Source organism: Paenibacillus sp. FSL M8-0228, assembly GCF_038007385.1.
Lineage (GTDB): Bacteria > Bacillota > Bacilli > Paenibacillales > Paenibacillaceae > Paenibacillus > Paenibacillus polymyxa_D.
In genome coordinates this window covers 5,386,447-5,406,195 of record NZ_JBBOXA010000001.1, presented here as the reverse complement: position 1 = coordinate 5,406,195, position 19,749 = coordinate 5,386,447, and the positions used below count along the sequence as shown (strand labels likewise).

The following is a 19,749-nucleotide window of genomic DNA, read 5'->3' as shown; positions in this document are numbered from 1 at the left end:
ACCCAGAAGCGAAAGAAACCGAATGATGCAAAATGCTGACAAACAGGGGGAGGAATACAGATGAGAAAAGGAATGAAGTTCACGACGTTATTACTGGCTTTGAGCTTGCTGCTTGTTGGTTTGGTGGGATGTGCAGGGGCTGGTAATACCAACGGTAGTTCAGGCTCGGCTAAATTTGCTTCGATTGAGGATATTAAAAAGAATGGCAAGATTCGAATCGGTGTATTTGCAGATAAGCCGCCTTTTGGCTACGTGGATTCGGAAGGGAAAAATCAAGGCTTTGACGTCTATATTGCGAAGCGGTTTGCCAAAGATCTCTTGGGTGACGAGTCCAAGGTGGAATTTGTTCTGGTGGATGCTGCCAGCCGGGTTGCCTATTTGGAATCCAACAAGGTAGATATCATCATGGCTAACTTTACGGTGACCGATGAGCGTAAAGAAAAAGTTGATTTTGCCAATCCGTATATGAAATTATCCTTTGGCATTGTGTCACCTGATAGTGCTCCAATCACCACGATTGACCAATTGAAGGGTTCGGATCAAAAGCTGATTGTCGCAAAAGGAACGACGGCTGAAACCTATTTTACGAAAAATTATCCTGACATCAAGCTGCTCAAATTCGATCAATACACAGAGATTTTCTCAGCCCTCAAAGACAAACGCGGCGTTGCCATTGCCAACGATAATACAGAGCTGATCGCCTGGGCAAAGGCCAACCCCGGCTTTACCGTAACCATCCCGGCCTTTGGTGGTCAAGATACGATTGCACCCGCAGTAGCAAAGGGAAATAAGGAGTTGTTAGACTGGATCAACAATGAGTTGGCAACGTTGGGTAAGGAAAATTTTGTCCATCAAGCCTACAAGGACACACTGACCTCCGTTTATGGAGAAGGCTTTACAGATCAATTGGTCGTAGAAGGCGGCAAAGTGGATTAATCATCATATAAGGTACTTATTAAGCATAAAGAAGCGTTGGGCTTGCTGTCCCAACGCTTCTTTAATATGGGGAAAAGAGGGCTTTAGCAACCTTTTATTTCGTCATGGAAATGCCCTCTTGGCTAATAGTAATCCTCATTCTCATATTATAGTCTCACTGTCTCTCCATTTCATCTTCGGGGATGTATTCTATAATATCAGCAAGAGTAATAGTCCTTGAAAATCTTCGTTGATGGGCAATTCTGTTCAAAGCATCAAGTATATGGACAAGTGTTTCTAATTCAAGTCTTTTGGTTTTGCCATTTACCATATCTATTACAGTAGCCGGACGTATTTTTGCTTCTACGGCTAGTTTATTTCGGTAAAATATCGCCAAGTTTAAAATGATATCTCTCATGAACATTCATGATGGAAAATACTCCTTTATCAGTATAGATTCTAGTCACACGTACTCTGAAATAATGATAACAATTATGCTAAATAACAAGTGAAAAAATATCCCTGCCAGGGGCAGAGATATAAGATGCAGCGGACTATTTTGTGAATGTATCAGTGTTTCTCTGATTCATTATCAGGTATATATTCGAGAACATCATGTAGGGTTAATGGACGACCAGAGAGCCGAATCAGTGTTTCCATCACGGTATTAAATGTTTTAAATTCGATTCGCTTGGATGTATTGTTACACATCTCGTAGATAGTATTGGGTCTGATTTTAGCCTCACGAGCGAGGGCATTTTTAGTAATCCCGATTTCTTGAAGTAATTCTTCAAGTTTGAAAGTAATTCCCATACATACACCTCATTATAGAAATTTAAATAGAAATAGCATTAACTATTGAAGTTTATCTTCAAAGGATATAAAACAACCGCAAAGGTTAATCTTGAAAAGTTATAAAATTTACAAATCTAATCTTTAGTAAAGACCGATTTAATAGATGTGAAGGGAGCTAATCTAAATGAACAAAGGTAATTTTGAAAAAGTAAGTGTCATTCTTGGTCCCTGTGATCTTCCGCATATGTATGAGCTTTTTGAGGGCTATCTAATCAAGGACCGTTACGTCATGATGATCGACAATAGCGTGCTTACTCTTCGACATGTAAAAAAGGAAAGACATCATTCGCATCTATATTTTGATGGCGATACAGGCGGCATCACTCTTGCCAGATATGTACAACGTGAGGACATAGATGTGATTACCGAGTTAGTCGAACGGTTGCGCAACATGGATGCATTAAGTTTTCTTACAGACGAGTTGTTATGGAACACATGTCGAGAAGATATAGACTTTGATTTAGTTCGGAATAAAGGACTATGAAAAAATGGCGAACATAAATTCAGCTTCGAATTTTTGTTCTCGTCTTATTTATATAATGTAACACAGAAGCGTAAAAGGGTGAAATGAACACTGCCGTAATAAAGGTACATATTTCCCCAAATGCTTTTGCATCCTAGTAGATTTAATTATATGCAATAAATATAGCGCCAGGCGGGTTTCGAACCGTTCTGGCGCTTTTATTTTTAGAACTGTATGAGCCAAACTCATATATTCTTTTTATATCATGTGCAATTTGCTATTGAAGTAGTTGGACGAGATTTTCCCTGCGCTTGGCAAGCCTGCTCCCGAGGCTTACTCCTGGTAAGCTACATTGATTTTCATTATAGTCGTTCAGCATTAACAGCGACATTTAGTTCCATAATAGACTCCAACGCTCAGGAAGACTGTTCCTGAGCGTTGTTTTGTACTTCGGACTATGTCTCTAGCAAGATCTTTCCTGTCTCAGAAAGGTCATATCCCTGAATGGCTCCCAGTTCCCGCCGGAAGCTGTCCGAATGAAGAATCTGCAATATAAGATCAATCCATTCCTGTCGCTCTGGTGTGCGCAGCATGACGATATCGTACTGCTCCTGAATGAGTGGAATAAACTGCACGGACCCCACAATACTGGCGGCCTTCTCGATTCCGATACCAACATCGGCTTCGCCGGAGGCGACCTTGCCTGCTACAGCCATATGATGCGTCGATTCGTCTTCATATCCGAGCAAGGCAGTGCGGTCTATGTGATGAAGACGAAGCTGCTCGTCGAGCAGGATGCGCGCGCCGGAGCCCTTCTCGCGATTCGCCAAACGCAGCCCGGGAAGCGCCAAGTCCTTCCAGCCCTGCAAACCATAAGGATTCCCTGTCTGGACATACAGCCCTGCTTGCCGGGATAACAGACGGATGACGAGGTACGAGAAGCCGTTCAGAATTTTGCGAATATAAGGCAAATTATACTCACCGCTGTCGCCGTCCCACAGATGCGTACTGACGATGTCTGCTTTGCCCTGGTACATAGAGATGAGACTGTCCAGACTACCCCCATATGAGCGGAGCGGGCGAATGGACGTCTGTTGGCTCTCAAGATGCTTGACGAGAATGTCGAGGCTGATATCCTGGCCAGTAATGACTGCTGTACTGGAATTCTGCGTCGAACCGCCGGATAGCGAATGCGGCGGGATCATCATGGATATGGGTGTGGGTGATGGGTCGTGCTTCAGCAGTTGGCTTTTGGAGCGCTGCTTGTAAGCTTCGAGATCACTGGCATCCACCCGCATTTGCTTACCTACCCGGTACGAGGGGATCTCTCCTTTTTTGATCAGATCATAGACGGTCAGCTTGGATATCTTCAGTAGCTTGGCTATTTCCTCAGTCGTATAGGATACAGGAGAATTCATAGTAGACCTCCATTAATAACAGTATGATTGAAATGTATCAATTTCTGTGATGTATCATGCACAGTGTCTCATATATTGTACACCAAATCATCTGGCATAACAGAGGCTGGCGAAAAAGTCAGGAACATCAAGCTTCTAAACAGGCATAAGTGATACTTGCCAACTGCTCTTTGGTGGTTTACAAGGATTACCTTCATAGCTATAATGAGATATGAATTTATACTAGTTATATCTAATTATAACTAAACATGATTGAACGGGGGATGGAATTTGAGAAGAATTAAGTCTACGATTGGAAGTCTAGTAGCTATATGGGCACTAGTGGTGTTAGTTGCTTGTGGTTCCCAGAGTGCTGCGCCCGCAGCTTCTGTAGAGCCGGCGGCAACAGCAGCACAAACAACAACGGAGAATACAGAAGGCACGAAGGCACCGGACCAGCAACAGGTGGAGTTGACGATCTCTGCAGCGGCAAGCCTGACGGACGCCCTGAATGAGATTAAGACCGGATATGAGCGGGAGCACCCGAATGTGAAGCTGAACTTTAACTTCGGCGCCTCCGGTGCACTTCAGCGTCAGATTGAGCAAGGAGCGCCCGCAGACGTCTTTATCTCTGCCTCTACCTCCAGCATGAAGGCGCTTGAGGGAAAAGCCCTTGTCAAGAAGAGCAGCACGTTGCTCGCGAATGATCTGGTATTAGTCGTTCCTGCTAAGGATGGAGTGGCGCTCAAGAAACTGGATGACCTGAAGGGACAAGACATCAAGACAGTCGCGATTGGCATTCCTGACAGTGTGCCTGCGGGGAAATATGCACAGGAAGCGTTAACGAATCAAAAGCTGTGGAGTGAATTGGAGCCGAAGCTGGTACAAGCCAAGGATGTGCGACAGGTGCTGCAGTACGTAGCAACAGGTAACGCGGATGCGGGCTTCGTATACAAGACGGATGCACTTTCCACGAAGGATACACGCATTGCGTTAACAGTCGACTCCAAGCTTCATTCTCCGATTACCTATCCGCTCGGTTTGGTAGCTGCCACAAGTCATGAGGAGGATGCACGTCAATTCTACGATTATTTGCAAACCGAGCCTGCGCTCCAGGTGATGGAAAAGTACGGCTTCCGTAAGGCGGAATAGTTGTTGACTGCTGTGAATTGGGCGGAATTTTGGCCTCCGGTACAGCTATCCCTGCAGGTCGCTTCTCTGTCCTGTGTGATCGTGCTGGTCCTAGGAGTACTGGCGGCCCGCTGGATGAGGCGAAGCCGCATACGTGGCAAGCTGGTGCTGGAGACCATTTTCATGCTTCCATTGGTGCTGCCCCCGACGGTAGTCGGGTTCCTGCTCCTGGTCATTCTGGGACGTCGAAGCTGGTTAGGACAATGGATCGAATGGCTGTTCAACGCGTCAGTCATCTTCTCCTGGTGGGCGGCGGTGCTGGCGTCTATCGTGGTGGCATTCCCGCTCGTCTATCAGACAATGAAGACGGCATTCGATGCGGTGGACCGTTCACTGGAGGACTCGGCCAGATCGGCAGGGGCTGGCGAATGGCAAATGTTTCGCTACATTACGCTGCCGCTGTCCTATCCTTCACTGCTGACTGCCGCGATACTGGGCTTCGCACGGTCGCTTGGCGAGTTTGGAGCGACGCTGATGATTGCCGGGAACATTCCGAATAAGACGCAGACGGTACCTACGGCGATCTATGTAGCTGTCGATGCAGGGAATCAGACGATGGCCTGGGCGTGGACGATTGCCATTGTCTTAATTTCATTTATTATGCTGCTTGTTGCGAGAAGGAAGACTTGAGCAAATGAAGCGTAATGATGTGTGTAATGCAGGCAATGAAAGCAGTAAAGGTAATATAGCCTAGAGGAAGTAAAAGAAGCAGAGGTAGTGCCTTAGACTATAAAGCTGTTTGCGCAGGACTGAATACGTATGAACCACCCCACAGGCTAGCGGAATGGATTGAAGAATCGTTGGGATCGTAATAGACTTTTTCATGGAGTCGCCCACCTTTCAGTTGGTTTGTAAGGGTACAAACCAACTGAAAGGTGGGCGACTTTCCTTTTACCATTTAGTGGTTAATCAACAGGCCTGTACATTTATTTCTTTTGTGCAAACAGCCATTCAATCATATCCTGATTTTGCAGAGCCGGTACCCAGGAGAAGTGTCCTGTAGGTTTGATAATCCCTGCTTCGTATTCAGTAAAATGAATGAGGTTTCCGTTTTGTGCTTTAATGGCAGCTACCATTTCTTGCGAGTTTTTAGGACTAACTGTGGTGTCGTCTGCAGCATGGAAGGCCCAAATCGGAACGTTTTTCAGTACTTCAACGTGTTTAGGATCGACAGGTGCATACATGTTAACGGCTTTTTCATAGTTGGTCAAACCGGCAATGGGTACACCTGCGGCGAACAAGTCAAGATTCTTTTCCAGCAACCTCCACGTGCCCATAGCTCCTTGAGAAATACCAACAATATAGATTCGGTCGGTGTCGATTGGGTATTTTAACGCTGTTTCACGTACCAAATCGGCTACAGCGCTGTTGCGTGGTTCATCCGCCCAAATGAATTTATGTTCCAAGTCAATCGGGCTTTGTGGTGCGATTACGAAGGATGGGTGTTTGGCTTGCTGCTCAGGAGAAGCCCAAGTAACAGCTCCGGCGTTTGCCAGCAAATTTACTCCGTTTCCGTCACCACGTTCGCCGTTTCCGTGCAGGAATACAACCAGAGGGTAGGTTTTGCCGGGCTCAACTTTAGGCTCAAACGTAAAGTAGTTCAGCTTGAAGCCTTCTTTATTTTCAAAGGTGTTTTTTTGGAAATCGTCTACGATCGGTGTAATTTTATCTGTTGCATTTACAGTCTGTGCAGAGGCTGGGATGACTGTTTTCTTTGAAGTTGCAATATCTTTCTTTTGACTAATAATATAATTCAACGTGTTGATGCGGTTAACTGCGCTTATTGCATCGTAAGTAAGGGTACTTGCATTTTTATCTTGCGTATCCAGCTCAATCACAACATATTTACCATGAGTGCTGCGGTTGGTGATGGCTCCAGTATCATTGGTATATACATCGGTCACGGTTCTGTCTGTATATACATCATTGAGTACAGATTGAACCTGAAAGCTAGACGTGGATAAGGATGCACCGTCAATATTGGTGCTGTATTTCAGTACAACAGCAGAAACGACTTCACCCAAAGGCTGTACCTGTGTAAACAGGGTAGCCTGTGGCGCTGGGACATCTGTTGCTGCTGCGGCAGAGCTGGCGGATGGGAAAAAGATCGTTAGCAGGAACACAAAAGATAATAAAACAGGGGCAAAACGTCTTCTTTGCATGAGATTAATCTCCTTTGGTGTCATTTTTTGAAAGCGATTACTACATGTTCGGGATGGTTAACTGTATGCTGTGGAATCCATACAAATCAAAAAAAGGCAAACTCCGGGTACACAAGTGTACTCGGGTTTTGCCTTTTCAGTAACAATCCCACTTGAAGGATAGCACCTTCATTGGAATCTGACAAGTGAAAGCGCTACATTTTTGATGTTTTATTAAAAAAGTTTTACTTTCGCAACGGTAATATTATGGTATATAATCTCCTTAACTTAACACTGTTAACTTATATAACGATGTTAAAAAAAGGGGATGAAATCATGAACCAATATGATGTTATTGTCATCGGTGCAGGATTGGGTGGCTTATCCTGTGCAGCAAGACTCTCTGCGCTCGGTTACCGAACAGCTGTTTTTGAGAGCCATACTCTGCCTGGCGGTTTCGCAACTGAATTTACAAGAAAGGGATATACCTTTGATGTCTCCTTGCATGGTGTCGGCGGACTCGAGGAAGGAAGCTTTGGTCAGATGCTGAAGGCCTGTAATGCGGACCAGCGAATTGTTCCTCTCCGCAAAAAGCACCCTTACTCCATTCGTTGGGAAGGCCAGAACATTGATATTCCGTCCGATGTTCAGGAGTATGTGCAGCTCCTCAAGAACATGTTTCCTACTGAGGTGAAAGCCATTGACAGTCTATTCGCGGGCATTCGCCGTTTTGAAACAGGCTTTTCTGCTTTTTCTACTCTCACTTCCTGGCGCAAGGCGGTTGGCCTGCTCAAAGCTGGGACCTTTCTCCGCTGGACGCAAATGACCACCTGGGAAGCTGTAAGCCAGTTCGGGTTATCTGACCGCTTCACGGAATTTTTCACCGCGCTGTGGGCCTATTACGGATTGCCTCCAAAGCGACTTGCGGCCCTGTATTTTTTTATTCCCTGGATCGGCTACCACATGGAGGGGACGTATTACATTGAGGGAGGCGCACAGGCTTTATCTAATGCACTGGTTGACGCTATTAAGTCAGCGGGAGGAGAAGTTCACCTGCGCAGTCAGGTATCTGAGATTATACTCGAACATGGTAAAGCTGCTGGTGTCCGTCTGAAAAAAGGGGATGTATATAAAGCCAACTGGATTGTGTCTGGTATCAGTCCCCATCATACCTATGGCCGTCTACTGGAAAACCATGATGCTGCCCGTCGTGAGCTGGAAGCTGTCAGCAGTTTGGAGACTGGCACGTCTCTCACCCAGCTATATCTGGGATTATCATGTGAACCTCATGAGCTTGGCATCACCGAAGAAGACTTAATCCTGCGTAATGAGCCGGATTCGGAGACAGATTATGAAGTAATGATGAGCGGCCAGTACACGAAAGGCAACTGGATGCTCACGAATTATAACGCCATGGACCCTAAGCTCAATGAACCGGGAAAGGGTGTCATCGCAATTACATTTTTGGACAGATTGGAGAACTGGCCTGCCGCACGTCCCGAATACAAAGCCAAAAAAGAAGCCGTGACACAGCAGATATTGGGATGCCTTGAACAGCTGTATCCGGGTTTTAGCAGCAAAGTGATGGTAGCCGAATTGGGCACACCACGCACGATGCAGCGTTATACCGCTAATCCCGACGGGGCTGTTTATGGCTACGCACAAACGGTTCGGCAGTCCGGTATAAAAAGGCTCAAGCACAAATCAGCAGTAAAGCGTCTATCATTGGTAGGGGCCTGGACACAGCCTGGGGGCGGGTTTCAAGGGGTTATGGAATCGGGTATAATGGAAGCTGATCGTATCGCCGCCAAATTGGGGTAGGCAGAAAGGGCAAGTACATCTACTCATGAAACATATCAAACGCCGAGAACGTGAAAGCAATGAGATCCGCCGGAAAATCATTGAGGCCGCCCGATCGCTTTTTCTGAATCAAGGGTATGCTGAAGTCTCCATGCGCAAAATTGCGGATCAGATTGAATATTCACCAACAACTATTTATCATTATTTCGAAAATAAGGAAGCCATTGTAATCGAACTCCTGCTAGAAGGAAATGCCCTGTTTCTGCAGGCTCTTCAGCAACGTGCGGATGAAGCACAGGCAGCGGGATTGAACGCTCTGGACACACTGAAGGCGGTGTCTGATGCGTATGTTCGTTTTGGAACGGCTAACCCGGAATATTACAACATTCTGTTTATCAGCAACCTGGAATCTGTAAGCTTGGTTAGTCTTATAGACAGTGGGAGCCTTAAAGGCTTTGAGCTTCTTGAAGCTGGGCTCAAAGCCGTTATGGAGGAGGGTTCCATCATTCAAGGAGATGAGCGCTTGTTCGCCAGCTCTGTATGGAGTATGCTGCACGGCTTGACTTCTTTGCTCCTGAATTTTGATTTTCCTATGGCACAATCAAATGATGAATTGATTTCATTTACTATAGATACTTTCCTCAAGGGGTTAAGCCGCTGATGCAGCGGCTAACTTTCTTTACCTCACATCACTGTACATGTGAATCCGCATACGACCCTTCCGAAAGATTAACGAAGTTCCAAATCTGAAAGCTGCTTAAGCACGGCTTCAATACGACGTTTATCTTTTTTGAGCATCACGAGCTGCAAAGAAGCAAGAAGCAGATCTGAGATATTGGCCCAAGCGTCTGCTTCCAGAGCGGGCAGAAGATCCCGATGAATCATAATATCTAGCCCCTCCGTTGCAATCTTCTGATGAAGCTCACTACTGGATAGCCATTCAATCACCTGCTCAGCTGTAGGACAAGAGTAGGCGAAAAGTACTGCCCAGCCATCGACCGGATGATTGACCTTATCCCGTATCCAGTTAATGACCTGCGGTGAATGAAAATGCTGTAGCTGCCCATTAGCGGTGTATCCTTCTAATTTGCCATCTGCAACCGAATGCTGTAGCAGGTGATTGCAAACACATACCAAGCCTTCCTGCCCGGGTAGGCAGCGGGCGCTCAGATAGGCGCGTGTGGACGCAAATGCACCCTTAGCATGTAGGGTATTGTTTTGTGCTAAAGATGTCCATACTTGCGCGGTTTCCGGTTCCCACAAGGAGCGGACCCAATCAGCAGCCCCAACCCCTGCGGTCTCCCCTACCCAAACGGCCCATGTAGAGAATGGAACCTGGCTATGTTGAATGTTCTGCCAGTGCTGCTCCCAGGCAAGAAAAATATCCTTTGGATCATAGGCTTGAAAAGCCTGCACCACAGCAGGATGATCTACGCCATGCATGGTGGTGTAATGGATCAGCGTCTCCAACGACTGCGCATCCTCCAGCTTCATCGTACAAAACATGTCCAACCAGCGTTGCCACAGTTGTAGTGGTGGACTGTTTAGCTGAATGCCATGCTCGTCTGACACGTTAGACCAATCCCACAGCCATAGTCCGTGCAAGGTGAGCATGGTTTCTATATAGGCGGGTAGATTTTCTGCGAGCAGAGTAAACTGATCCAACTCATGATCATAACAGAACACCGCTGGCTCTGTTGCGGATGTCGCCATATCAAGCAGTATCGGATCACCCGCACCATTATAATTAAGGATCAGATATCGTTGCTCGTCCGCTGCTGAGTCGGTATCTTCCCCATAAGATGTAAAATAGCCAATATACTCATGATTCCAGCCAAATTCTCCTGTGATATCGTCGAGGATATTCGGTTCTTGTTCAAGGCCATTACTGCTTTCATATGAACAAGCCGGTTCATCGGCTACAATACAGTGTTGAGGGAGGCACCATAGCAAATGTAAGCTGCCACACCGCTTTATCAACTCAGACAGGGAGGCAGGCAAAGGCATCTGCAGCCGTTCCTCCAGCTCAGTTAGTTCACTTGTAGAAATCCCCTTCGACCATTGGTATACCACGTCAGACATCCCACCTTGTCTCAGACGATCGGCGATCTGTCCCAGCTTTTCTAAGGTTTGTGCAAAATGTACTTTCATTCGTATTCGTCCTCCTCTTACTCTACAACCCGGCAATGCTCTTTTTGCAAGAATGCTAGAATTTCATCACGAAGTGCTATCGCTGTGGGTTCATAAATGATCGCCACTTCGCGTCCATATGCATAGTTAAAACGCACATATCCGCCAAGAAATTGGAGAAAAGCCATGCAGATATGCTCGTTTTCAATCCATAAATTTGAGTCAAAATGCTGTTTAAAACGCTGAGCCAATACCTGTATAGATGCTGGAGCTATTTGCAAGGCTTGATCGTTCGGATGGGCTGAACCGCAAGCTTGCGCCGTCTCCGGTGGATTAAATAGTAGAAATGTTGCTGCTCTATCCAGATTGACAGGTTCGAAATAACGGGGGAATGGCTCTATTCTTCCGAATTCATCCTGTAGTATATGCTCCAGTGTATCTGTAAATGGGACCTGAACATCTAATGGCTTCTTAGTAATGACCTCCGAATGTCGCGGTAGCCACAGCAAACCTTCGACCTGAGGGTGCACCGCTAGGAAATCCCCATCTATGGAGCTACCGATGACCACGCACTCGCCTAGCTGTTGCACGGTGATTGGACAGTTATCATCATGCGCCCACAGTTCGTAATCCGCATAGGATTGTAATAGTTGAGCATCAGGCGGTTCAATCACCAGCAGTCCGCAAAAGGTACCAGGCCCATAGCGGGTGAGGAATGCTACATAGGGAGGTGGTAAAGTTAATCCATAGGTATGTTCGAAAGTTGTCAGTTCTTCGGTAGCCACCGTCGTATGTTGTGTGGAAACCCAATACATATGAATACACCTGCTTTCCGGCACTCTATCTATAGGGGTAGAGTCCAAAAGTAAATGAGAGATATGCTATAATCAGGAAATAAAATAGTTATAGATTAGTCTATCTTAATTCCGTAGGAACTACAATTTGTGAGGGGACGAAGGAGGAACACATCTTATGACATCAGGGGTACAAGCCTACATCGGTCCAATTTTTGAGGAGATTGACCAGACATACGCTTCTGAGCAAAAGCGCATCGCCGAATTCCAAATCAAAAGCGTCCTTCACGAAGGGATTCATGAATACTTAAAAGTTACTTGTAAGAAGGATGGGCTGTGGGTGGATACCCACGAACCGTTTGATTGGGATCGTCGTAGACCGGATGCGGAAATTTCTGGGTTTACAGATGGGGTAACATTGCAGCAGGTGCAGGACGAATGGATGCCTATGTTCAAGGAAAAGATAGAGGCGCTATTTAATTCGGAAGAATTCAGCTCCATGTTCTTTCGTTATCGACTGGATTTTCATCTGGAAGTGGTCTTGGAGAATAAGGCCAATCATTTTACATTCTCACTCCTAAATGAAGATAAACGGCAGCAACTGTTAGCCACTATCCAACAGTTTGTAGAGCAGAAGCTCAACCCCTCCAGTAAAGCTATCCCGAAGGAAGAGGACGATTTCTTCTTAGTGAGACACTTGCTTGATCCTCATTTGTACCCTGTAAACGCCCAGCGGATGAATGAGTTGCTGAATCGAATGGATGCCAAAGTGAAGGTCAGCCGCAAGCGTGAGGAAGCATGGAGGTATCAGCTCAGCAGTGGCTTAAAGCATTGGGCTGAGGATGAATTTCTGCTGAAGTATGCGGATCGGGAAAAAAGCTATGGACTGGATTATAAAGTGAAGCCCGATATTCTCCCTTCGGAAATTCCCGCGCCAGCCATGGAGATGTTCCTGCTTACCGCGATGCGGGTGGGCTCGACCGATGCCGATGCACGGCAGAAGTATTTGGAGATTGCTGCACAGTTGGGTTCGGATCAGGCAGCCCAGTGGCTTAAGAACGGATCAGGAAGCATCCCAGCGTTATATACAAGTGAGCGAGTCATCTGCCAAGCCAATGATATTTTGCAAACGCTGGAGGTTCAGATTCGTTCAGAGGAAGAAGAGAGCTATAGAGAAGCACTCGTATATTTATGCGATATTTTAAGAAAGGGCTTTACCAAGGAATATCGGATGAAGTTCAAAAGCAAGGTGAAAAACTACCTGCCTGTACCCAAGTTGGCTAAATCTACGTTGCATCGTTTCTTCGCCAATGCACTTGAATATCCTGCGCTGCATCCGTTGCTGGCTGAATATGCTGAGGTCGTGATGGAAGAGTTCAAGTGGTATAACGATGTAGAGCCCGGTGAAAAGTCGGCAATGCCGGGAACCTATGCGGTGATGGGACTGGGCCTAAAAGGAAAGAACTATTTCCCATTAGTGAATCGTTATATGAAGCTGGTGGACAGTGAACATCAGTCCGTACAGGACGGTTACGCCGCTGTATTTGCTGACGCACACGGACTGACACCGGACACGATACCCGTTTGGACGAGGGTTCTACTGGCAGGCAACGAGTCTGCCAAACCACTGAAGTCATCCGGAATTGAAACCGTAGAGCAGGCACAGGTATTGGTGGAGGAGCTTAAGAAGCTGGAGAACTACGAACAAGAGGTGCTTGTTTATCGTATATGGGGTGGCGCGAAGAAACTAAAAAACAGCCTGAAGCAGGCTGTCCCTGAGGTAAAAGAGCTGCTGGAAACGCTTATTCCATAAAAGCATCATATTCATGATAATATCGCAGTCCTTGCGCAATGCGTTCAATATCCGGCTCGCTTCCGCTGTGGCGTAACACTTCAATGACATCCTGTACAGTCGCCACCTCCAGCCAAGATTGCACCTGATGGTCTGGCAGAGATGCAGGTATACTTTCATCACGATGATTGGTGACGGTGAGACCGGCATCCTCCAGTTCCCACAATTCTTCCTCGGGAATGATGTAATAGGTAGAATTGAGCGGATTACTTTGAACATGTTTCAGATTGGCAAATACCCATTCATTGATTTCTGTTTGGTCAACGGCATGGACCAGTGCTTCAAGGCTGTCAAAAGTTTGTATGCTCATGTATGGAGACTCCTCTCTTAGCCGCTGGCTTATGCTGTAGCTTTTGTAATATCTTTAAGATGGACTGGCGATTCTTCGCATCCTTAATGTACCTGGGAATGGAGTGGGAAGCCGTACGCATCATACCGGATGCAGGCTTTTCTCGCAACTCGGCAGAGATATAGGAGAGCAGGTAATTCAGGTGTATCCGGTTAAGAGCCCAGACAGGTTTCCCCCGATAGTAATCTAGGAAGTACAGCTGGAGCTGGAAAATAGGGTCTTTTCCGTTTTGGATCACGTTCGTATGCCATTCGCGTGATTGCACACGATGCACCGGAACCTGATTGCGTGTCTCACAGTGCGGACAGTTTATATTTGTATTTTTATGGAGTTTCGTTCGGTCATCATGGATTTCGATATTAAAATACCGTTCGCAATGGTTGCATACGCCGCGTGCATAGAATGTATAAGATTCGGGCTGCTGATATGTGTAGTAACAATGAGAACATCGAACGACGTAATAACAGTCTTTTTTGGATATGGAAATAAAAGCTTGGCCCTGACAACGGGGGCAGTGAACAGTTACCTGTTCTCCTCTTCTAATCACGGCGCTAAAGTCATATTTGTATCCATATTCATCTTTGAAGCGTTTTTGCTCCATGTTCGTTCCTCCTTTTCGGAAAGATCGTAAAAACGCACTCTTTATATTTCATATGTTATAATATTCCTTAACAACAGAATGGCTTAGATGGGCGGTCGGCTAGTCTCCTGTGAGGGAGGTGAGGCCTGTGGAGGTTAAAGACACCATAATGTTGATGATTCAATTCGCAACGTTGGTGATTCTGATTCTTTCCTTCCATAAAAAGAAATAGACCGCCCGTGGTAGGAACCGGTCTATTTCGAATACCGTGAACTTGCAGCCACCGCCCTTAAAAGCGGCTGTTGCCAAAGAGTGAGGATGTTGACGCATCTTCACTCTTTTTTAGAATATACATCTTATTCCCATTTTAACACTTGAAAAAGACCTTTTCAATGTGCCTAAGAGCGAAAAGGTGAATAAAGATGCGCGAAAGGAGAGGGCGAGCATGAGCATTTTTACAGGACTACAGCGTCCGCAATTCCAGGCTTACTATGATGAGGCTTTTCTAATAGAGCATCGTTTTGAAAATGGTATGGGCTTTCCGCCTTCTTATATAGATTATGTCAAAACTCTTGGTTACGGGCGACTATGCGGCTTATGGAACATTCATATTCCTCTTGGCGATCACCCGGATTCATGGCTTCATCGTTATCATGATTGGCGGGCTTGGTTTGATGATTTGCTGGAATCAGAAGAGGTTTTACAAGAAGCGGCGCTGGAGCCAGATGGTTTTCCGGAGCTTTTGGAGCATGCGGTCCCTTTCGCTTCCAGTGAAGAGGATGACTTGCTGATCTGGGATATTCAATCGCCTGATGAACGGGGGGAATTCCCAATCTATGCTTTGAATCTGCGCACATGGGGCAATTTTCGGTATGCAGCCTCGGATTTGTATAGCCTCGTCGAAGCGTTGGTGGATGAAGAGCGCGTGAAGTCGGTATTGGGGACAGAGCGTACATCATTCCCATATACGTTTGAACCCTTTTAACAGGTCAAATAACCACCTTGGCATTCAAACTTCAAGGTGGTTATTTGTGCTGCTATTCTTCCTAGCGGTCATCATATTGGGCTAAATATTGCTGTACCAACTCATATCCAGCCACGCCCATTACCGTATATTGATTATATTCTTCCAGTTCCAGATTGCGTATATATTCATCCCCACAGTATAGATGGCCCGCGCAATTAAAATATTTTAGCTGCTGTTGTTCCTCGGAAAGAGGGCGATGATCGATAATGGGCCATACTCCTTTCGTCAGATTTTGGGTGGCGGTGAATATAACTTCAAATCGGCCGCGATAATTTGTGAACGGAAGATATGTCGTTTCTCCCTCGTACGCTTGATTCTGGCCTATGGATAGAACCCCGAAGGAGAACGCTTTTTTGAATCTACCATACAGTGCGCAGATCACCTGACATACCGCAAATCGGCCGTCATGCAGGGGGATAACAAAAATATCGCCTTCCTGATGTTTGATTCTTTTGAACACCATCGTCAGGCCAGCTCTTCCTGAAGGATCTCTGTTTTTAGACCTTTAGCGCTGGTAATCGTAATGCTGATCGCATCATAGCCGTTCCGCTTCGCATCTTCAAAATCGCATCGTTCGCCATTGATCAGCTCTAACTGCCCATTCTCATCTACATCGTCTGCAAACTCGTCATCCCAATCAACATTATAAAAGGCAGTTACGCTTACCTCGAAAGTATCTTCACCATCTTCGTCCAGATAGGGCAGCAGGGGAGTGCGATTGTTCTGCTGCTCCTTGGTATAAACTTCGCATAGCAGAGCATCGTAACCATGGCGGGTTCCGTCAAAAATCACGATCTGTTCACCTGTGACTGCATCTTCTGCGATAATGAGTTGGGGTGCAAATTCAGTACCAGTGATCAGCTCGTCCATAAGTTCTCCGTAATAAAAAATGTGGAATTTCGTATGTCCTGCCTGTGAACGAAGCGTACCTGTCCACTCCTGCTCGACCCATGCCTCGGGGTTTTCGGGTACAACCCAACCCTCCAAATAAGCCGGTCCCTGCTTAGCATTATGTATTTCTGTCATCATTAGGCCTTCCTTTCTGCTCGTTGAGTCGTTCAATTACCTGATTAAAAAACGTTGTAAAGTCTGTTGCCACCAGATACAAATGTCCGCATTCGTCCTGCTCTGCAATATCATAGTTCAGTTTGTCATCATAAGCATGAAGATGTGTGCGGTCCCAGTAGTACACATACGGGGTGTATTGCTTACATGTCAGAACGTAAAAATTGTCGCCCGCATCTGCACCAATCAACAAAGCGCTCTCGACATGATTGATTTCATCCAGAAATTCATCATTAATCGCTAGAAGGTCATGATTTTTGTTGGATACCTCATATCCGAAAAAACAAGTCAAATCAATGTCTCCGTTATCCACTCGATCGAAGGGCACATTGCAATAAAAAGGGGCGGCTACATAAAATCCGTTATATTGTGAAAGAAAACGTTTATAGCCAGCGGGCAATATACGCTGTATCTGTTCCTCCAATGCTGCGATCTGGGCAGGCAAAAGCCCTGATTCAATTGCGAATGACATCAACAACCAGCCCCCTTGATTCTAGTAAACCATAGATCTCTTTTTTGGAAATGAGACGACGCAGCGGTGCATCACTGTGAGATTATGTCATCGATAGGGTAACGATTTTGTTGTTCTCATCCACATCTACCTTCACATTCACTCCCAGCTTATCCTTAAACAGCTTACTGATATTGATATAGTCATCCTTAACCGGACGGCTTGAATTACCAGTTGTGCGAGTCATCCCAGCGGTGATGATGGAACGGACGTATGTTTTATCGAGCTTGGCTTCGGGATTATAGGTATAAATCATCCGTTCATGCTGATTATAAAAATGGGTTAATTCCGTGTAGTCGTTAGCATTCTCATACTGCTTTTCCTCACGCACATACTCAGGGTGGTCCATGGTGTAGTGGATTCCCCCGTCGAGGAAAGGATTTTCCTTGGAGGTTCGGAGTTCATATTGTCCATAGGCTAGCTGAAACAGATACTCTAAGCCTGAGCCCTCCGCCTGGTAGTAGAGCTGACGACTGTCCCCTCTTTTATCTATAGCGGCATAGCTACTGATTAAAGGCCAGGCATCATACTTTTTATCCTTTACCTCAATGGCAAGCTTGTAATGTACAAGCACCTTTTCATTTTGAAATAATCCAAAGCTGCTCATAATAAAATACGCAGGCACACATATAATTCCGATAATTAATATGAATATAAATATTCTTACACGCATAAGTAGAGTGATTCTCCTTTGGTTGTCGATTATGTGGAAAGCTCCCGTTTGGCAGATACACGGAATTCCTCATGCTCTACTAATTGTTTCAGAGCATGTTGTGCGAAAGGCATGCTTTTATGTGCGCGAAGCAATGCAAAAGCGGCCCCCTTGACTAAGATATATGTATCACTACGGATCAACTCTCATGTCTGTAGCTCGATAAAGCTTCTTCCGGTCCGCCACCCTCCAGCAGCACCATAACCGCATAGGAGATTGTATCAATCCAATCGTCGAGGGTGTTGATCTGCTCTACGGTCAGCAGATGATTTCGCTGCAGCATACCATCAGGATGCAACGCCCATGCCCGTGTATATTGGCAAATCCCCCACAGTGCGGCAATCAACTCTCGTTCTATGGATGGTTTCTCCAACTCATCTGCCAGAACTTCAATGATAGTCATGAGTTCATGAAAATTGTCCTCGATCAGTTCGCCTTGGAAGGGGCGAAGCATCCCTAAAAATCCGCTTCGCATTTTGGGATGCTCCAGATCATCATGGATAAAAGAATGACAGCGCAACAGCTCACGGGCTTCTTGTTTATTCATGAAGTTCCGTAATCTCTGCACGGATGCCTCTGCACAGAAAGCTGCCTGACAGCCCCGACAAGGCATCGATGTCAACGACCATATCAGCCTCTTCATAACGGAAGTCAAGTTGCAAAATGATATTTTCTGTTTCTACAGGGCTTAATACATGCTCTTTAGTTTCCAGAAATGTAAAAGTTACTGCATAGCGTGGGACGTCTTTTGCTGGAGCTTCAGGGATTACAGGTGCCTCAGTTGAAGGCTCCAGATCCGGTGATTTAGGGACAAGCACGCTAGCGTAGGATAGCTCAATCGTCAGCGTAATCTGGTCTTTCGTCATATTAGCAGCTGTAATTCGGTCATAATGAAAGGGAGGGAAATAGCCAAGCTTTTCGACAATGCTGTCTGCACCTTGAATAGAAACAGTTGGAGAGAAAGCCAGCTCCAGTCCGATGGACCCTGCCAGTTGGTCTTCATATTCCGGATTAATACGGACAAGGGCCTGTTCCGGCTCTACTTTCAAAATCGTGCCTATAAAATACTGTTTGCCATGGATCAGAACAATATCATGCGGAACGAACGGCAACGCTCCCCCGGCTTGATAATGAATGAGATATTCGTTCTCTTTTTTTTCAACCTTTTGAACTTGAATTTGCATAAATTGCAGCCTCCTGGGGTTAATAGTATGACGGATTGTTTAAGTGTGTGGTAAAGGGAACGGAGTCCACGATTGAAAAACATACTTCATATCCGGGGTATCCTGTTCGAGCATAAATGGAAGAATATCCATAATGGCGCGTGCTTTACTGCCAGCATAAAAGTTGCGCGAGCTATGTAACATTTTGTTTGCCTTTATCCACTGGCTGAGCTGCATCATAACGTCTTCGACGATTGTTTGGTTGATACGTTCATAAACGTCCTGACGGATCGAAACGAGTATGCCGCAATTATTGGATGATTGGGACATGGGGTCATTGGACAAAAGAATGTACACTTCCGGCGTCGTCCCTTTGTTATAGGACGATTTGATACTAGGCGCCTCTATAACCAGCATCAAAGGAGTCAATTCATCATTGGTTACAATACGAAGCAACTCCTGCTTGTCCCAGCGAATCTTACCGTGTTTGGCTTTCGTGGATTGATAGATAGACACACGGGTATTGCGGATTCCTGATATATTCAGGAACGTTTCAAAACAATCGAACAGGTTAGCAAAGCACTCTTCAGCAAACAAAGTGTGCTTCTCCGACAAGGAACCGGTCATTATAAAATTATAATGCAAGTTGTTAACCACAAGCATCCATCCTTTATTCATGAATTACCAATTCTTATACCATAATATATGACATGAAGATCGAATTCACCTTTTATATAGACTGTGGTCCTGTTCATTAAAATCGTTTGGAAACCAGTTCAACTTCGCGTATACTAGGAAAGTCAT

General features: G+C 45.7%; 24 protein-coding genes. 9 read left to right on the top strand and 15 right to left on the bottom strand.

The genetic code is table 11. The features are described 5' to 3' along the window. Positions 1 to 60: 60 nt before the first annotated feature. A complete protein-coding gene (locus MKY98_RS24430) occupies positions 61 to 936 on the top strand; it encodes a cysteine ABC transporter substrate-binding protein (protein ID WP_029518573.1) in 876 nt (291 codons plus the stop codon). 154 nt (positions 937 to 1,090) lie between these two features. On the opposite strand, the gene MKY98_RS24425 is transcribed toward MKY98_RS24430, so the two are convergent. Next, positions 1,091 to 1,339, bottom strand: a complete 249-nt coding sequence (locus MKY98_RS24425; RefSeq protein WP_069010057.1) for a helix-turn-helix domain-containing protein — start codon at positions 1,337 to 1,339, stop codon at positions 1,091 to 1,093. 146 nt (positions 1,340 to 1,485) lie between these two features. Beyond that, positions 1,486 to 1,728: a helix-turn-helix domain-containing protein gene (locus tag MKY98_RS24420; protein ID WP_069010056.1), complete on the bottom strand. Its 243-nt coding sequence runs from the start codon at positions 1,726 to 1,728 to the stop codon at positions 1,486 to 1,488. Positions 1,729 to 1,894: 166 nt separating this feature from the next. Between MKY98_RS24420 and MKY98_RS24415 the strand changes: the two genes are divergently transcribed. After that, positions 1,895 to 2,254, top strand: coding sequence for a hypothetical protein (locus MKY98_RS24415; protein WP_069010055.1), 360 nt, complete (start codon positions 1,895 to 1,897; stop codon positions 2,252 to 2,254). Between the two features lie 434 nt (positions 2,255 to 2,688). Here MKY98_RS24415 and MKY98_RS24410 read toward each other — a convergent pair whose 3' ends face one another. After that, on the bottom strand, positions 2,689 to 3,651 hold the full coding sequence (locus tag MKY98_RS24410) for a substrate-binding domain-containing protein (RefSeq protein ID WP_069010054.1): 963 nt from the start codon (positions 3,649 to 3,651) through the stop codon (positions 2,689 to 2,691). 270 nt (positions 3,652 to 3,921) lie between these two features. On the opposite strand from MKY98_RS24410, the gene modA reads away from it, so the two are divergent. Both modA and modB read left to right on the top strand, forming a co-directional pair. After that, positions 3,922 to 4,782 carry a molybdate ABC transporter substrate-binding protein gene (modA, locus tag MKY98_RS24405; protein WP_341011335.1) on the top strand — a complete coding sequence of 287 codons (861 nt, stop codon included), beginning with the start codon at positions 3,922 to 3,924 and terminating at the stop codon, positions 4,780 to 4,782. Between the two features lie 3 nt (positions 4,783 to 4,785). Then, the gene (modB, locus tag MKY98_RS24400) at positions 4,786 to 5,451 is read left to right on the top strand and encodes a molybdate ABC transporter permease subunit (protein WP_069010079.1); all 666 of its coding nucleotides are present in this window, start codon (positions 4,786 to 4,788) and stop codon (positions 5,449 to 5,451) included. A 296-nt stretch (positions 5,452 to 5,747) separates the two neighbouring features. Here modB and MKY98_RS24395 read toward each other — a convergent pair whose 3' ends face one another. After that, positions 5,748 to 6,983 carry a PHB depolymerase family esterase gene (locus MKY98_RS24395; RefSeq protein WP_069010052.1) on the bottom strand — a complete coding sequence of 412 codons (1,236 nt, stop codon included), beginning with the start codon at positions 6,981 to 6,983 and terminating at the stop codon, positions 5,748 to 5,750. A gap of 315 nt (positions 6,984 to 7,298) precedes the next feature. On the opposite strand from MKY98_RS24395, the gene MKY98_RS24390 reads away from it, so the two are divergent. Both MKY98_RS24390 and MKY98_RS24385 read left to right on the top strand, forming a co-directional pair. Further along, on the top strand, positions 7,299 to 8,783 hold the full coding sequence (locus MKY98_RS24390) for a phytoene desaturase family protein (protein ID WP_069010051.1): 1,485 nt from the start codon (positions 7,299 to 7,301) through the stop codon (positions 8,781 to 8,783). 25 nt (positions 8,784 to 8,808) lie between these two features. Continuing rightward, the gene (locus tag MKY98_RS24385; RefSeq protein WP_029518565.1) at positions 8,809 to 9,423 is read left to right on the top strand and encodes a TetR/AcrR family transcriptional regulator; all 615 of its coding nucleotides are present in this window, start codon (positions 8,809 to 8,811) and stop codon (positions 9,421 to 9,423) included. 68 nt (positions 9,424 to 9,491) lie between these two features. Here the strand turns inward: MKY98_RS24385 and MKY98_RS24380 are convergent, their stop codons facing one another. Together MKY98_RS24380 and MKY98_RS24375 are read right to left on the bottom strand one after the other, a co-directional pair. Then, the gene (locus MKY98_RS24380; protein WP_069010050.1) at positions 9,492 to 10,913 is read right to left on the bottom strand and encodes an SMI1/KNR4 family protein; all 1,422 of its coding nucleotides are present in this window, start codon (positions 10,911 to 10,913) and stop codon (positions 9,492 to 9,494) included. Between the two features lie 17 nt (positions 10,914 to 10,930). Beyond that, positions 10,931 to 11,707: an SMI1/KNR4 family protein gene (locus MKY98_RS24375; protein WP_069010049.1), complete on the bottom strand. Its 777-nt coding sequence runs from the start codon at positions 11,705 to 11,707 to the stop codon at positions 10,931 to 10,933. Between the two features lie 157 nt (positions 11,708 to 11,864). Here MKY98_RS24375 and MKY98_RS24370 point away from each other — a divergent pair, with 157 nt between their 5' ends. Beyond that, complete coding sequence (locus MKY98_RS24370; protein WP_069010048.1) at positions 11,865 to 13,499, top strand: DUF6138 family protein; 1,635 nt, start codon at positions 11,865 to 11,867, stop codon at positions 13,497 to 13,499. Here MKY98_RS24370 and MKY98_RS24365 read toward each other — a convergent pair. Further along, positions 13,489 to 13,848, bottom strand: a complete 360-nt coding sequence (locus tag MKY98_RS24365; protein ID WP_176715670.1) for a DUF7716 domain-containing protein — start codon at positions 13,846 to 13,848, stop codon at positions 13,489 to 13,491. The two genes, MKY98_RS24370 and MKY98_RS24365, sit on opposite strands and share 11 nt — an antisense overlap. Next, positions 13,829 to 14,488: a DNA gyrase inhibitor YacG gene (locus MKY98_RS24360; RefSeq protein WP_069010047.1), complete on the bottom strand. Its 660-nt coding sequence runs from the start codon at positions 14,486 to 14,488 to the stop codon at positions 13,829 to 13,831. The genes MKY98_RS24365 and MKY98_RS24360 overlap by 20 nt, the downstream gene beginning before the upstream one ends. A 109-nt stretch (positions 14,489 to 14,597) precedes the next feature. Here MKY98_RS24360 and MKY98_RS27130 point away from each other — a divergent pair, with 109 nt between their 5' ends. Together MKY98_RS27130 and MKY98_RS24355 are read left to right on the top strand one after the other, a co-directional pair. Beyond that, complete coding sequence (locus tag MKY98_RS27130; protein WP_445671404.1) at positions 14,598 to 14,699, top strand: putative holin-like toxin; 102 nt, start codon at positions 14,598 to 14,600, stop codon at positions 14,697 to 14,699. A 213-nt stretch (positions 14,700 to 14,912) separates the two neighbouring features. Further along, complete coding sequence (locus MKY98_RS24355; protein WP_029518560.1) at positions 14,913 to 15,452, top strand: hypothetical protein; 540 nt, start codon at positions 14,913 to 14,915, stop codon at positions 15,450 to 15,452. Between the two features lie 61 nt (positions 15,453 to 15,513). Here MKY98_RS24355 and MKY98_RS24350 read toward each other — a convergent pair whose 3' ends face one another. From MKY98_RS24350 to MKY98_RS24320, 7 genes are all read right to left on the bottom strand, one after another. After that, entirely contained in the window at positions 15,514 to 15,957 is a 444-nt protein-coding gene (locus MKY98_RS24350) for an immunity 26/phosphotriesterase HocA family protein (RefSeq protein ID WP_069010046.1), read from the bottom strand. A gap of 2 nt (positions 15,958 to 15,959) precedes the next feature. After that, the gene (locus tag MKY98_RS24345; RefSeq protein ID WP_069010045.1) at positions 15,960 to 16,520 is read right to left on the bottom strand and encodes a hypothetical protein; all 561 of its coding nucleotides are present in this window, start codon (positions 16,518 to 16,520) and stop codon (positions 15,960 to 15,962) included. Beyond that, the gene (locus MKY98_RS24340) at positions 16,504 to 17,031 is read right to left on the bottom strand and encodes an SMI1/KNR4 family protein (protein ID WP_081317503.1); all 528 of its coding nucleotides are present in this window, start codon (positions 17,029 to 17,031) and stop codon (positions 16,504 to 16,506) included. Before MKY98_RS24340 ends, MKY98_RS24345 begins: the two co-directional genes overlap by 17 nt. Before the next feature lie 82 nt (positions 17,032 to 17,113). Further along, positions 17,114 to 17,743 (bottom strand): hypothetical protein, encoded by a 630-nt coding sequence (locus MKY98_RS24335; RefSeq protein WP_069010044.1) that lies wholly within the window; start codon positions 17,741 to 17,743, stop codon positions 17,114 to 17,116. A gap of 178 nt (positions 17,744 to 17,921) precedes the next feature. Further along, positions 17,922 to 18,329 (bottom strand): hypothetical protein, encoded by a 408-nt coding sequence (locus MKY98_RS24330; RefSeq protein WP_069010043.1) that lies wholly within the window; start codon positions 18,327 to 18,329, stop codon positions 17,922 to 17,924. Next, positions 18,322 to 18,831, bottom strand: coding sequence for an immunity 50 family protein (locus MKY98_RS24325; RefSeq protein ID WP_441913987.1), 510 nt, complete (start codon positions 18,829 to 18,831; stop codon positions 18,322 to 18,324). Before MKY98_RS24325 ends, MKY98_RS24330 begins: the two co-directional genes overlap by 8 nt. Positions 18,832 to 19,005: 174 nt before the next feature. After that, the gene (locus tag MKY98_RS24320; protein ID WP_245231655.1) at positions 19,006 to 19,608 is read right to left on the bottom strand and encodes a hypothetical protein; all 603 of its coding nucleotides are present in this window, start codon (positions 19,606 to 19,608) and stop codon (positions 19,006 to 19,008) included. Positions 19,609 to 19,749 lie beyond the last annotated feature (141 nt).

Excerpts from the sequence above, each read along its gene's own strand:
- MKY98_RS24430 (WP_029518573.1), top strand. The coding sequence starts at position 61 with ATGAGAAAAGGAATGAAGTTCACGACGTTATTACTGGCTTTGAGCTTG.
- MKY98_RS24425 (WP_069010057.1), bottom strand. The coding sequence starts at position 1,339 with ATGTTCATGAGAGATATCATTTTAAACTTGGCGATATTTTACCGAAAT.
- MKY98_RS24420 (WP_069010056.1), bottom strand. The coding sequence starts at position 1,728 with ATGGGAATTACTTTCAAACTTGAAGAATTACTTCAAGAAATCGGGATT.
- MKY98_RS24415 (WP_069010055.1), top strand. The coding sequence starts at position 1,895 with ATGAACAAAGGTAATTTTGAAAAAGTAAGTGTCATTCTTGGTCCCTGT.
- MKY98_RS24410 (WP_069010054.1), bottom strand. The coding sequence starts at position 3,651 with ATGAATTCTCCTGTATCCTATACGACTGAGGAAATAGCCAAGCTACTG.
- MKY98_RS24395 (WP_069010052.1), bottom strand. The coding sequence starts at position 6,983 with ATGCAAAGAAGACGTTTTGCCCCTGTTTTATTATCTTTTGTGTTCCTG.
- MKY98_RS24390 (WP_069010051.1), top strand. The coding sequence starts at position 7,299 with ATGAACCAATATGATGTTATTGTCATCGGTGCAGGATTGGGTGGCTTA.
- MKY98_RS24385 (WP_029518565.1), top strand. The coding sequence starts at position 8,809 with ATGAAACATATCAAACGCCGAGAACGTGAAAGCAATGAGATCCGCCGG.
- MKY98_RS24380 (WP_069010050.1), bottom strand. The coding sequence starts at position 10,913 with ATGAAAGTACATTTTGCACAAACCTTAGAAAAGCTGGGACAGATCGCC.
- MKY98_RS24375 (WP_069010049.1), bottom strand. The coding sequence starts at position 11,707 with ATGTATTGGGTTTCCACACAACATACGACGGTGGCTACCGAAGAACTG.
- MKY98_RS24370 (WP_069010048.1), top strand. The coding sequence starts at position 11,865 with ATGACATCAGGGGTACAAGCCTACATCGGTCCAATTTTTGAGGAGATT.
- MKY98_RS24365 (WP_176715670.1), bottom strand. The coding sequence starts at position 13,848 with ATGAGCATACAAACTTTTGACAGCCTTGAAGCACTGGTCCATGCCGTT.
- MKY98_RS24360 (WP_069010047.1), bottom strand. The coding sequence starts at position 14,488 with ATGGAGCAAAAACGCTTCAAAGATGAATATGGATACAAATATGACTTT.
- MKY98_RS24355 (WP_029518560.1), top strand. The coding sequence starts at position 14,913 with ATGAGCATTTTTACAGGACTACAGCGTCCGCAATTCCAGGCTTACTAT.
- MKY98_RS24350 (WP_069010046.1), bottom strand. The coding sequence starts at position 15,957 with ATGGTGTTCAAAAGAATCAAACATCAGGAAGGCGATATTTTTGTTATC.
- MKY98_RS24345 (WP_069010045.1), bottom strand. The coding sequence starts at position 16,520 with ATGACAGAAATACATAATGCTAAGCAGGGACCGGCTTATTTGGAGGGT.
- MKY98_RS24340 (WP_081317503.1), bottom strand. The coding sequence starts at position 17,031 with ATGTCATTCGCAATTGAATCAGGGCTTTTGCCTGCCCAGATCGCAGCA.
- MKY98_RS24335 (WP_069010044.1), bottom strand. The coding sequence starts at position 17,743 with ATGCGTGTAAGAATATTTATATTCATATTAATTATCGGAATTATATGT.
- MKY98_RS24330 (WP_069010043.1), bottom strand. The coding sequence starts at position 18,329 with ATGAATAAACAAGAAGCCCGTGAGCTGTTGCGCTGTCATTCTTTTATC.
- MKY98_RS24320 (WP_245231655.1), bottom strand. The coding sequence starts at position 19,608 with ATGCTTGTGGTTAACAACTTGCATTATAATTTTATAATGACCGGTTCC.